This window comes from Staphylococcus nepalensis (genome assembly GCF_014635045.1).
Classification (GTDB): domain Bacteria; phylum Bacillota; class Bacilli; order Staphylococcales; family Staphylococcaceae; genus Staphylococcus; species Staphylococcus nepalensis.
Map to the genome: position 1 here is coordinate 481511 of NZ_BMCF01000001.1, position 12895 is coordinate 494405.

A 12895-nucleotide genomic window follows, 5' to 3' on the forward strand; every position below is an offset into this window, starting at 1 on the left:
TTCATCATTCTCCTTTAAATATATTTATAATTTCAACCGGCGTTTGTGCTTTTAACAATACCGAAACGGTCTCTTGATCGCCTAAAGTCGTTGCTAAATGCCTTAGTATTTCTAAATGCCCTTCATTATCTACAGCGCTTAAAACAAAAATTAACGAAGCATAATGCCCTTCTTCTGAAAAGTTAATATGCTGATTTAATTTCAACAAACTTAAACCTATCTTTTTTACATTGTCATTAGGTCGTGCATGTGCGATAGCTATTTCAGGTGCAATGACAATATATGGCCCTAGCTTTTCTACGCTATGAACCATTTCGTCAATATAATCTTGTTTAAAATAATCTTGCTCTTGTAAAGGACGAGCTGCAACACGAATCGCTTCACGCCAGTTTTCCACTTTATCAAGCACTTGCACTTTATCAGTTGATAAAATTTCTAATGTCATTTTTTCCTCCTTAATGTTGACTCACCTCATTGATACAATGCATGATTTCATTCATATCTCCTAAAAACAGTTTGTTTCTATACTGTTCGTCCATCACTAATTCACTAAATTGTCTTAATGCGTTCAAATGGATTTGGGGTTGTGCTGTTGCTAATGTCACTATGATAAAAACAGGATCATATTGGTTATGTTCAAAATGAATACCACCTTTGTAATGTACAATGCTAAACCCTACTGAACCTTTAACATGTGTTGGTTTAGCGTGTAATAACGCGATATGCGGGCTAATAACCATATAGGGTCCGAACGCATCGAGTTGTTCAATAATTTCTTCTGCATAAATATCATCTACAATTTGATCATCAACTAACGCTCCAACGCTTTGCTTAATAGCTTCATTTCTAGAAAGTGAAGGCTGGCATGTTAAAATCCTATTTTCTGGTAAAACGTCTTGCAATGTTGGTCCTAATCCCTTGATATCATTAACGTATTTTTCTCTTGAAATATTAATAATATCGTTCATTTGCTTTCGATCGTTTTTATCTAAAAATGGCGAAACATGAAGTACAGGTATCGATTCATGTTCAAATGGCACGGTTGAAATAATGTAATCGACGCCTTCATGTTTCAATAGGGTTTCGTTAATTTCATATATTGAATAAGCGTCTACAATTTCTAGTTCAGGGTAGATATGCCGTATCCTGCTTTTCAATAATTGCGATGTCCCTACACCAGATCCACAGAGGAGCACTACTTTTATAGCATTTGTTGTAATCGCTGAAATACGTTCAATAGCTGATGCAAAATGCAGCGTAATATATGCCAATTCATCTCTGTTAAAACAAATTTGATAATTCTCTTCAATCCCCCAAATATGATGTTGCAATCTCTCAATCATGTGATGGTACTGTTGGTGTATTTCATCTGTTAGTGGGTTTTTATGTGTCATGTCAAATTTCAATCGATGAATAGCTGGTCTCAAATGAACAATCAATCCATTTAATAATTTGCTATCATTCAATAAATCTAGTCCTAAATCAGCACTGATCCGTTCGATCAATTGTTCCGTCAAAATTTCTAAATCATCTACGTCTTCACTTGCATAGTTCATTTCTGACGTTTTAGCGCCTAATAAATGCAACGTGATAAAACCTGCTTCACTTTTCGGAAAATGTATTTCAAATTTTTCCTCTAAAGATGCTTTTATCAATAATGCCACACGAAATTGGTCTGTTTTTGCTAATTTTTCATATTCTACTTCGGGAATTTCAAAAATAAACTTTTCTTTAGCACGATGTATCGCAATTAATATGTGATACATCAAACCATCTATTGCGCTTTGAACTAATTGATAATTTGCTTCAAATAACACTGACGTTACAGCCAATCGAATATCTTCTAGTTCTTTATTAGAAAAGAGTTTATGTCCTATTTGATGTGTATGATTTTGAAAATATTCGTGTACACATGACGCATATGCCTTGCGGTAATGTGTTTCTTCACCTTCTATAATAAATCCTTTGTTTTTGATATATGTTAACTTCAAATTATATGAGGCTAACCAGATTTGTACACTTTTTAAATCATCTACAATTGTTCTACGTGTGACTGAAACCATGTTAGCTAATGATTGGGAAGATGTCGGAATATTAGACTCAAACAATTTCAGTATGATATAACGTATGCGCTCTTCTTTAGAATAATGAATTGAAGTCGCTGTATATCGATTAGTGATATCATTGAGTGGCATTGTAGTTTCAATCTTGATACCTGTATTTTTATTTCTAAAAATAGTTAAATCTAATTTCTGTGCCATACTTTCTATATATTCTAAATCATATTGTATTGTCCTTTCTGAAACATTAAATTGTGTAGCTAACTGATGAATAGGTATAAACGATTCACGTTCAAGTAAGAATGTTAATATATGATGCTGTCTCTTGCTTAACACACGAGCAACCTCCTTACATATATATTGTAACCGCTTACTATTAATGATAGGTGTGTAATCTCTTTCGTCTCGTAATCCGAAAAGTTGCACATCTATCACAAGCAGTTACTTTTTAAAATTATAAATTAATCATTAAATAATTTGTATATAAATTATGTTAGTAATACAAAAAGTGAGAACATGAGCATCTGATATAGAATATTGTATTTAAAATAAAATATTCATATATTAACAATTGTGGTTATTTAACCCTATTTAATAATTAAAAAAACAGTAATGAAACTCAACGTCATATCTTGGTTTCATTACTGTTCTTAATAAAAAATATTTTCACTGATTTATTTCTTGATGTCACTATAATATTTTTATATCTATTAGCGGTTAATTGACCTTGCAATCATTGATAGCGTATGTCTTTCACCCCGTAACGCTTTACTCAATTCAAATATATTCTCCACCGGTGCTAGTCCACAGGAACTACCATCACCAATGTGTTGGATATCTACACCACATATTTTATTTCTAATCGCAAAATCTCTAATTGTACTGGGATCAGCACTTTCTTGACTTGTACCAATAGCTGACATCACAAGCCCACCATTACGATGTACGACTTTCACAATATCTTTAAGTTGCGTCTCGTCAAAACCTGGGACTGTACCAACTGCAGGTACAAGTATCATATCTGCCCCTGCTTCAATGAATTTTTCTACATATGTTTTTGTAATAACAGGTTCATCTACGCCAGAGCTATGCATTTTTCCAGCAATAATTAAACCTGAAAAATGTGCGCTTGTACTTTCAATTGCTTCTATAATTTTATCATTGGTTACTCCAGTTGCTGGATTGCCTGTCATACAAATAAAATTGACACCTAATTGTTCGAGCGCTCGAACTGTCTCAGAGCTTGCTTGACGCCCTAGTGCAATATCTAAGTGTGCCTCGGTCATATTTGCACGTTTATCAACTGGTTCTAAGTTCACCCCTACAGGTCTACCAACTAAATATCTCAATGTCTCTATCACGTGCGCCCCTTCACCAATGTTTTTTACTTTTGGATTAAATGCATCAAAACCATTTAATAAAATCAAATCTGCACCAAACGCACGGGCTAATTCAGCATTAGAAATATCTGGCACCATAGGCGTTTCAGTAACGATGTTTTCAGATAAAACGACACGTCCAGCGCTAGCTTTAATACTCTGCTTCAATTCTTTGCCTGTCATTTCAATGAGTTCTGATGCGTTGGCGCTCAATAATCTTTTTACCATATGATATCTACTCCTTGTATAAGTTATTTTAGTTCCAACATGCTTTATAATTGAAATTCCAATTAATAAATATATTTCTTTTTACCTTTAAACTAAACGTGCTATATAGTTAATTATTTTACCATATACGCTATCGTCCGCTTATTTTAATTCTTTTTTAATAAAAAGCATTCTATATTCATTATCTGTTTTTAAAATTTTAAATTATTTAATTTTCAAAAACTGTAGCGTTTCATAAATATTAGTGTGATAATATATTTCAATATACATTACAAGGGGGAAGTTATATGCATTGTCCAAATTGCGGAAGTCCTATCGAAACATCAGATTTGTTTTGTGGGGAATGTGGGACAAAACTAACACAACAATCTAATAATACAAAGGTCAATTCGACTGCCACATCCCAACAAACACAGCATCATTCCATTTCAAAACAAGAAACGACACAACCTTCAGCTCAGTCAAATCATAAAAACGAAACATTTTCAACACACACAAATGTTATTTTAAATGAGTCAAAAAATTTCTTTTCAACTGCTTTCAGTCATCCAGATAAAGAACTTGCCAGCCCACACTATTTTTCTTATAAAACATTATTCAGTGTAATTATAGCTGGTTTTATATTGTCAATGATACTACTAGCCATTATTATCCCAGCTGAAATAGCATATATTATGAGCAGCAAAGCAAGTGTAGTTTTTAACATTACATTCTTCTTGCTCATAGCAATTACAGTGCTCTTTGGTATCACATTTGCTCTAATTAAAATTTTAAATATTAAAATAAGCCTACATAAAGCACTTTCAGATTTTGTATTAATAAACACCCTATCAGTGGTGATACTTTTACTAGGTTTACTATTTTCAGCAATCCATGTACCTAGTTTTGCAGTACTACTTATTATTATTTCTATATTATTTACTTTCATAGCACCAATATACTTAATTACCAAATATAGCCATAATCAGAGCATACGTATGCCAGTCATTTATTCTATGCTTATCTATATCGTTATCTTAGGCGTCATTTTACGCATCCTAGTCGAGGGTACTATTTCAAATACATTAAATGACTTAAGTTCATTTTTTAACACAGGTTACTAAGGAGGGAGTCAACCATGAAATATTGTAATAATTGTGGCGCAGAACTCAAACCAGGCCAACGCGTTTGTACACAATGTGGCACACCTGTCCAACAAAGATCAACACACCCAACACCACCAAAAAAATCAAAATTACCTATATATATCATCATTGTAGCCGTCATTGTTATTATAATTGCTTTATTTACTGCCTATAAAATCATCGATGCACAATTATCTCCAACTAAACAAGCAGAAGCAATTTCTAAAGATTTAAAAGACCAAGATACAGATAGCTTGGCCAATCATTTAACATCAAATGGAGATCCCATTTCTAAAGACGAAGCTAAAGCAATTTATAAATATATTGATGAAACAGATAGCGTTGATCGCGTTGCAGATGAATTACAAAATAGTGCTAAAAATGTAAAAAATCACAAACTAAATGATCATACAGTCACTGTAGGTGATACCTCCCTTATTAATATTACTCAAGATGAAAAAAAATGGGGAATATTTAAAAATTACATTTTTAACGTAAGTACTGAACCGGTCTCTATTACATCAAATGAAAACAGTACACTTTCTTATAAACTTAACGGTGAAACAAAACAAGTTAAGTTAAAACAAGATAAAACAAAAACACTTGATGACTTCCCTATCGGTATATACGATTTAAAAGCAACACAAAACGTTGAGGATAAAAAATTCAAAGGCGTGGTTCATATCGATATGTCAGAAAGTAATAGTGCTGATCTACAATTCAAACAAAAACGTTTTACTGTAACTATTGATTCAACATACGCTAATTCAGATACACTCAAACTTTACATTAATGATAAAGAACAACCAAATTTTGATGAATTTGATTCAGAAACATATGGGCCATATGCACCAGATGAAAAAGTCGAAGTTTACGCTACAACAAAAGTTGAAGGTAAGCAATTCAAATCTAGTGTAGAAAACATTTCAAGTCCAAAAGAGGACGAAGATGAAATAGATGTTTCATTATCTTTTGATGACGACGCTATCAGTGATTACGAAGATAAAATTTTGGAAAAAGAGACTAACTCTGAGTCTGAAGATGACGATAGTGATTCTAGTTCTGAAGAGAAAGTAACACGTGAAAATGTTATAGATAAAGTAGAGTCTTATGAAGGGAGCGCATTAGATACAGATAATTATACTTATAAAGAACCTGAAAAAACGGAAGATGGCTGGGGATTCTCATTCACTGATAAAGACGGTGAATTAGCTGGTTCTTATACCATTGATGAAGATGGCTATGTTACCGAATATGATGAAGATGGAGAAGAAGTTGATTCAGGGTATTAAATCCTTTTATACAAGCTAGGGATAGAAATGAGCTACATCCAGTTAAGTAGACAACTCAATAGTTAAAATTGTATCTAGGCTGATTTCATATCATTTATGAGGTCAGCCATTTTTAACGTCATGCTTCCATTATTAAAGAAATATTAAAAAAATTAATGTTTAGACTACATTAGTGGGGTATACACAAAGTACGCAATATTATATTTAAAGAAAATTGAAGGTGAGACAATGAATGACAACCATTCTTTCAGTGATTATCCAAAAATCTTAAAAATTGAAGATGACGGAAAGATAATTGCCCTAGACAAAAATGGAAAAGTGAACACGGATTTAAATATTCACACTGTAAGTGATGAACAACAACAAGCTATTTTTGGAGATATATTATACCAGCCTTACCGTCGTATAACTAAAAGTAACCAGTTATATGATACGAATTCACAAAAAAGCCATAATCAAGAACCACATTATAATCAACAAGACCGTGAACGTGAATTATATTTATTAGATGAAAATAAAAAAGCTAAACGTAAAAACGTTTGGTTAGGTTTGGGGGTCATTGTCTTACTGATCGTTGTCATCATTTTTGCAGTTACCACGTATATAAACAGTGATAATAATGAACAACAGTCTACTAAACAGACAAGCGAGCAGCAGTCTGCTAATCAAAACCAATCAAATGATACTCAAGGTAGTAACGTCAATTTCCAACGCCAAAATAATGAAGTTAAGGAGGATATTCAATCATTAAAAGAGAACATTTCTAATTCTAACAATAACACCGATTCTAAGTTGCAAGCATTACAAGATAAAGTAGATAGTTTAAAACAAGAAGCAGATTCTAATAAAACAAATAATTTAGCAGAGAAATACCAAACTACCGTAGACGATTTAAAACAAGCCAAAAATGAAAAAGACAATGGTAACACTAATCAAATGCAAGCAGAGCTAGACAAAGCAAATCATAAATTAGACGATATAAAATCAAAGTTCTCTTCTTTATTCAATGACAAAGAAGATACAGATCGCACGAACAATAACGAAAGCTAAACGAACAATCTAACTTAAATTGAACACATATACAATTCAAGCTAATCTTTTTATATGCAACACCCATTATGTTTATTGCATACAAACGCGTCTCCATTTTGATTGGAGATGCGTTTTATTTTGATTATGTATATTTATTTACATGACATGTTCAAATCTATAACTTCCTCTTTATACTTCATTAACTACATGAAAAAAATTTTCAATGAGTGCTAATTAATCACCCCAAGCATTTATTTTTAGTATACAGCACACTGATTTTTAAAGGATTTTCCTCCCCTAAATGTTTATATTTAAATATTACAAAATTAGCAACTATCTTTTGTAAGCGTATACAAAACTGAATTTTCATGCTATTATCTTATAAAATTAAACAAAAGTTTATATTTTAAACTTAAGTTTAACTTTTACTTTATAGCAAAGGAGGTTCGTCATATGAATAAAAATGAACAAGCAGTTTTAGATCGCATTCAAGAAAACCCATTCATCTCACAACAAGAATTAGCACAATCTATTGGATTATCAAGGCCTGCCGTTGCAAATATTATTTCTGGCCTTATACGTAAAGAATATGTATTAGGAAAGGCCTACGTTCTAAACGAAGACTATCCTATTGTTTGTATCGGGGCTGCAAACTTAGATAGAAAATTCTACGTCCATACTGATTTGCAGTTAGAAACTTCTAATCCTGTAACCTCAACAAGATCCATAGGTGGTGTTGCAAGAAACATTGCAGAGAATTTAGGACGTATGGGAGAAACTGTTGCATTTTTGTCAGTAAGCGGAAACGATAGTGAGTGGGATATGATTCATAAATTGTCGAGTCCATTTATGAATTTAGATCATGTGCAACAAATCGAAAGCGTTAATACTGGTTCATATACTGCATTAATCAATAATGAAGGTAATATGGAATATGGTTTAGCAGATATGGAAGTCTATGATTATATTTCACCAGAATTTTTAATTAAGCGAACCCATTTATTAATTAAAGCAAAATGTATTATTGCAGATCTTAATATTTCAAAAAACGCAATGGATTTTCTATGCGCTTATTCAGAAAAGCATAATATTAAACTGATTATTATACCTGTGTCGTCTCCAAAAATGAAAAATATGCCTGATTCATTACATGCTATCGATTGGCTCATTATAAATAGAGATGAAACAGAAACTTATTTAAATATGGAAATCACTAATACAGATGATTTAAAAAATGCTGCTAAAAAATGGAATGACTTGGGCGTGACAAATGTCATTATTACTAATGGCATCAAAGAACTTATTTTTAGAAATCATACAGAAGAAGTTATTAAGTCTGTTACACCTTCTAACCATGTTGTTGATGTAACGGGAGCTGGAGACTCTTTCTCTAGTGCTGTGATATTCAGTTGGCTAAATGAACTAGATACTGAAAGCATACTAACAGCAGGAATGATTAATTCACGAAAAACAATTGAAACTGAATATACAGTGAGACAAAACTTAGATAAAAAACAATTATTTAGAGACCTGGAGGAATATAAAAATGAAACAATACATTGATTTTTCTAAAGAAGTGAAACAAGCTAAAGCAGAGAACAAACCCATTGTAGCATTAGAATCAACCATCATTTCACACGGTATGCCTTATCCACAGAATGTTGAAATGGCAACAAAGGTCGAAAATATTATACGCAAGAACGGTGCGATTCCAGCAACGATTGCATTAATCGACGGAAAAATTAAAATTGGTCTTGAAAAAGAGGAATTAGAGTTACTTGCAAACAGTGACAATGTTGCGAAAGTATCACGCCGCGATTTTACAGAAGTGCTTGCCACTAAACGTGTCGGCGCAACTACAGTTGCCTCAACGATGATGTGTGCTGATTTAGCAGCAATTCAATTCTTTGTTACTGGCGGTATCGGAGGTGTACATAGAGGTGTTGAAAGCACTATGGATATTTCAGCTGATTTAGAAGAATTAGGTAAAACGAATGTCACAGTGATTTGTGCGGGCGCTAAATCTATTTTAGATTTGCCAAAAACAATGGAATATCTTGAAACTCAAGGCGTACCAGTAATTGGCTATAAAACTGATGAGTTGCCAGCATTCTTTACGAGAGAGAGCGGTATTAAATTGAACAGCTCATCTGAAAATCCAGAAGATATTGCACGTATTTGTAAAGTTAAAAATGATTTAGATATTGAAGGTGGCGTAGTTATCGCTAACCCAGTACCTAAAGAAGATGAATTATCTAAATCATATATCGATAGTATCATTGAAGAAGCAGTTAAAGAAGCTGAAGCACTAGGTATTAGCGGCAAAGACTCTACGCCATTCTTACTCGGTAAAATCGTTGAAAAATCTGATGGTAAGAGTTTACACACAAATATTAAACTAGTTGAGAACAATGCGATACTAGGAGCTAAAATTGCAGTTGCTTTCAATCAAATGTAGGTGATCCTTATGTCAATCTTATTTGCCTTTACAGGTATAATTTTTGCATTATTTATCGCTTTTCTATTTAGTTACAATAGAAAAGCAATTGATTTTAAAAAACCACTCGTGATGTTAATCGTTCAAATCGTTATCGTGTTATTTATGATGAACACGACTATTGGTTTAACCATATTAACGGGGTTAGGTTCATTTTTTGAAGAATTAATTAATATTAGTAAAGCGGGCATCGACTTTGTATTCGGTGGTTTACAAAATAAAGGCGCTTCAACATTCTTTATTACAGTGTTATTACCTTTAGTATTTATTTCCGTGTTAATCGGAGTATTAAATTATTTTAAAATTCTTCCATTTATTATTAAATATGTAGGTATTATCATTAATAAAATCACACGCATGGGTCGTCTCGAAAGTTACTTTGCTATTTCAACTTCTATGCTAGGACAACCAGAAGTTTACCTAACAATCAAAGAAATGATTCCTAAATTATCTAAAGCTAAATTATATACGATTACAACTTCCGGTATGAGTGCTGTGAGCATGGCTATGTTAGGTTCGTATATGCAAATGATCGAACCTAAATATGTTGTGACTGCTGTTATGTTAAATATTTTCAGTGCCTTAATTATCGCAAGCGTAATCAATCCTTATAAATCAGACGACAGCGATGTAGAAATCTCTAACTTAACCGCTGATGAAAATATTTCCAATAATGCTAAAGCAAAGCCTAAAAAAATACCCTTCTTCCAGATGATTGGTGATAGTGCAACGGATGGTTTTAAAATTGCCGTAAGTGTTGCTATTATGCTGCTTGCATTCATTTCTCTGATGGAAGCAATCACAGTATTATTTAACTTTGTAGGCTTAGATTTTAAACAATTAATCGGTTTTATCTTTGCGCCTATTGCATTTATTATTGGTATACCATGGAGCGAAGCAGTTCAAGCCGGTTCATTGATGGCGACAAAGTTAATCACGAACGAGTTTGTTGCTATGTTAGATTTCCAAAAATTAGCTGGTGATTTAACACAACGTACACAAGGTATCATTTCTGTATACCTTGTTAGTTTCGCTAACTTTGGTACAGTAGGTATTATTGTTGGTGCAATTAAAGGCTTTAGTAATGAACAAGGCAATAAAGTAGCATCGTTTGCCTTACGTCTACTTCTAGGCTCTACACTAGCTTCAATTATCTCTGCATCAATGATTGGTTTAGTTTTATAAAATAAAAGACGATGGGTAGATTGGTTTATCACCAACCGCCCTCGTCTTTTTTTACGAGTTAAAAAAACCTAAGATGAAGTCAGCGCCTTTAGCTAATGCATCAGCAATGCTAGTTCCCATTGTTATCCAATCAGCGTTTAAACCTGCTTTTACCGCTTCACTGATTGCGTTTACGAAATTAGACATTTAATACACCTCTTTCTCTATCACCTTTTATTCAAAGGTTGTTTACTTTCAACTAAATTGTAATACAAAAAAATAATATTGTTGTAGACGTTTCTTAACTTACGCTTTTTTATTCCTAATCGTCAATGCAACTCTTTTTAAATGAATAATATTTCCTATTTGTAACATTGAATCTTTAAAAATAATTATTTCTTTTATCCAAATGCATTATGTAATTTTTTATAGCGAATAAGCATTTAAAAACAATCTTTAATAAATTAACACAAAATAAGAGCGAGACAGAAACCCTAAAAAATTTCACGCCCCGCCCTACTCAAATATTCTTAAAAAAGTTATTATGTCTTAATATAAATATTTATCATTTTATTCTTTATGATTGATTGCTCTCTAACAACGCTTCCACTTCATTTTTAATTGTTGTGACATGGGGACCATAAACGATTTGTACGCCGTTTCCTTTTTGTATGACACCTTTAGCCTCTGTAGAATTAAGTATTTGTTTATCTACTGGGTCATCCGTTTTTAATGTCACTCTTAATCTTGTAGCACAACAATCAACAATATCTATATTTTCTTTTCCTCCTAACCCTTTAATGATTGTTTTAGCACGATCTGTAGCTTGAACTGTTTCTATGGCTGCTTCGTCTTCACGACCAGGGGTTTTAAAATTAAATTTACTAATTAAGAATCTAAAAATAGCATAATAAATCATAAACCAAACGATACCTATAGGGATAACCCATAAGAAGTTTGTCTTAGCATTGCCTTGTAATACACCAAATAATAAAAAGTCTATAAAGCCACCACTAAACGTTTGACCAATCGTAATGTTAAATATGTCAGCCATCATAAATGCTAAGCCATCTAAAAAAGCATGAATGACATATAATACAGGTGCAACAAATAAAAAGCTAAATTCTAAAGGTTCTGTAATGCCTGTTAAAAATGACGTTAATGCAGCTGATAACATTAAACCTCCTACGACTTTTTTATGTTTCGGTTTAGCAGTATGATAAATTGCTAATGCTGCGCCACAGAGACCGAACATCATCGTAATAAAACGCCCTGACATATAACGCGAAACGCCTGAATAATATTTAGTCACGTCTGGGTCGCCTAACTGAGCAAAGAATATATTTTGTGTTCCTTGTACGAGATGGCCTTTGACCTCTAATGAGCCACCTAATGCAGTTTGCCAAAATGGTAAATAGAATATATGGTGTAAGCCAAATGGGCCCAACAACCTCAATATAAAACCAAAGAAGAAAGTGCCAATTACACCTGTTTTATCTACAATACCACCAACACCAAAAATCCATCCTTGTATCGTTGGCCAAATAAAAAACATAATGACTCCAAGTATAATAGAAGCGATAGCTGTAATAATTGGAACAAAGCGAGATCCTCCAAAGAATCCTAAATACGAAGGTAATGCTATTTTATGATATTTGTTATGTAAAAGCGCTGTCATAACACCCGTTATAATACCGCCAAATACACCCGTTTCTACCGTTTGAATACCCAGCACCATACTTTGGCCTTCTTCAGCTAAATTTCCTTTAGCTAAAGTCTCTGTAATGGTTAACAAGCCATTCATAGAAGCATTCATAATTAAGAAACCTAACATCGCAGCTAATCCTGCAGTGCCTTTATCACTTTTAGCCAAGCCTATTGCAACACCAATGGCAAAAATAACAGGTAGGTTTTGAAATACAATATTACCTGCAGAAGACATCAGTACGAATATATTTTGTAATAAAGCAATATCCAACATAGGGTAAGCTTTAATGGTATTAGGATTACTTAATGCACCACCAATGCCTAATAATAATCCAGCTGCTGGTAAGATAGCGATAGGTAACATAAATGATTTACCAAACTGTTGTGCCCTCTCGAACAATTTACTCATATG

General features: G+C 32.9%; 11 protein-coding genes. 6 read left to right on the forward strand and 5 right to left on the reverse strand.

Annotation, left to right across the window (positions count from 1 at the left end; genetic code table 11):
- Nucleotides 1-4 precede the first annotated feature (4 nt).
- From IEU88_RS02300 to IEU88_RS02310, 3 genes are all read right to left on the reverse strand, one after another.
- Entirely contained in the window at nt 5-445 is a 441-nt protein-coding gene (locus tag IEU88_RS02300; protein ID WP_096808302.1) for a PTS sugar transporter subunit IIA, read from the reverse strand.
- Nucleotides 446-455: 10 nt separating this feature from the next.
- The gene (locus IEU88_RS02305; RefSeq protein WP_103373266.1) at nt 456-2396 is read right to left on the reverse strand and encodes a BglG family transcription antiterminator; all 1941 of its coding nucleotides are present in this window, start codon (nt 2394-2396) and stop codon (nt 456-458) included.
- Nucleotides 2397-2770: 374 nt separating this feature from the next.
- Nucleotides 2771-3667, reverse strand: coding sequence for a DUF7916 family protein (locus IEU88_RS02310; protein WP_096808300.1), 897 nt, complete (start codon nt 3665-3667; stop codon nt 2771-2773).
- Nucleotides 3668-3954: 287 nt separating this feature from the next.
- Here IEU88_RS02310 and IEU88_RS02315 point away from each other — a divergent pair, with 287 nt between their 5' ends.
- The 6 genes from IEU88_RS02315 to IEU88_RS02340 all read left to right on the forward strand — a co-directional run bounded on the left by IEU88_RS02315 (nt 3955) and on the right by IEU88_RS02340 (nt 10797).
- Nucleotides 3955-4770: a zinc ribbon domain-containing protein gene (locus tag IEU88_RS02315; protein WP_096808299.1), complete on the forward strand. Its 816-nt coding sequence runs from the start codon at nt 3955-3957 to the stop codon at nt 4768-4770.
- A 14-nt stretch (nt 4771-4784) separates the two neighbouring features.
- On the forward strand, nt 4785-6083 hold the full coding sequence (locus IEU88_RS02320; RefSeq protein WP_103373176.1) for a TcaA second domain-containing protein: 1299 nt from the start codon (nt 4785-4787) through the stop codon (nt 6081-6083).
- A gap of 228 nt (nt 6084-6311) precedes the next feature.
- Nucleotides 6312-7133 (forward strand): hypothetical protein, encoded by an 822-nt coding sequence (locus IEU88_RS02325; RefSeq protein WP_103373175.1) that lies wholly within the window; start codon nt 6312-6314, stop codon nt 7131-7133.
- Nucleotides 7134-7568: 435 nt separating this feature from the next.
- Nucleotides 7569-8678: a carbohydrate kinase gene (locus tag IEU88_RS02330; protein ID WP_103373174.1), complete on the forward strand. Its 1110-nt coding sequence runs from the start codon at nt 7569-7571 to the stop codon at nt 8676-8678.
- Nucleotides 8662-9573: a pseudouridine-5'-phosphate glycosidase gene (locus IEU88_RS02335; RefSeq protein ID WP_103373173.1), complete on the forward strand. Its 912-nt coding sequence runs from the start codon at nt 8662-8664 to the stop codon at nt 9571-9573. The genes IEU88_RS02330 and IEU88_RS02335 overlap by 17 nt, the downstream gene beginning before the upstream one ends.
- Nucleotides 9574-9582: 9 nt before the next feature.
- Entirely contained in the window at nt 9583-10797 is a 1215-nt protein-coding gene (locus IEU88_RS02340) for a NupC/NupG family nucleoside CNT transporter (protein WP_103373172.1), read from the forward strand.
- A 51-nt stretch (nt 10798-10848) separates the two neighbouring features.
- Here IEU88_RS02340 and IEU88_RS02345 read toward each other — a convergent pair whose 3' ends face one another.
- Nucleotides 10849-10983, reverse strand: a complete 135-nt coding sequence (locus IEU88_RS02345; protein WP_103373171.1) for a beta-class phenol-soluble modulin — start codon at nt 10981-10983, stop codon at nt 10849-10851.
- Between the two features lie 370 nt (nt 10984-11353).
- The gene (locus IEU88_RS02350; protein ID WP_103373170.1) at nt 11354-12892 is read right to left on the reverse strand and encodes a PTS transporter subunit EIIC; all 1539 of its coding nucleotides are present in this window, start codon (nt 12890-12892) and stop codon (nt 11354-11356) included.
- Nucleotides 12893-12895: the final 3 nt, after the last annotated feature.

Bases quoted from the DNA above. Each gene is read 5' to 3' on its own strand.
- IEU88_RS02300 (WP_096808302.1), bottom strand. From the start codon at position 445: ATGACATTAGAAATTTTATCAACTGATAAAGTGCAAGTGCTTGATAAA.
- IEU88_RS02310 (WP_096808300.1), bottom strand. From the start codon at position 3,667: ATGGTAAAAAGATTATTGAGCGCCAACGCATCAGAACTCATTGAAATG.
- IEU88_RS02315 (WP_096808299.1), top strand. From the start codon at position 3,955: ATGCATTGTCCAAATTGCGGAAGTCCTATCGAAACATCAGATTTGTTT.
- IEU88_RS02320 (WP_103373176.1), top strand. From the start codon at position 4,785: ATGAAATATTGTAATAATTGTGGCGCAGAACTCAAACCAGGCCAACGC.
- IEU88_RS02325 (WP_103373175.1), top strand. From the start codon at position 6,312: ATGAATGACAACCATTCTTTCAGTGATTATCCAAAAATCTTAAAAATT.
- IEU88_RS02330 (WP_103373174.1), top strand. From the start codon at position 7,569: ATGAATAAAAATGAACAAGCAGTTTTAGATCGCATTCAAGAAAACCCA.
- IEU88_RS02335 (WP_103373173.1), top strand. From the start codon at position 8,662: ATGAAACAATACATTGATTTTTCTAAAGAAGTGAAACAAGCTAAAGCA.
- IEU88_RS02340 (WP_103373172.1), top strand. From the start codon at position 9,583: ATGTCAATCTTATTTGCCTTTACAGGTATAATTTTTGCATTATTTATC.
- IEU88_RS02345 (WP_103373171.1), bottom strand. From the start codon at position 10,983: ATGTCTAATTTCGTAAACGCAATCAGTGAAGCGGTAAAAGCAGGTTTA.
- IEU88_RS02350 (WP_103373170.1), bottom strand. From the start codon at position 12,892: ATGAGTAAATTGTTCGAGAGGGCACAACAGTTTGGTAAATCATTTATG.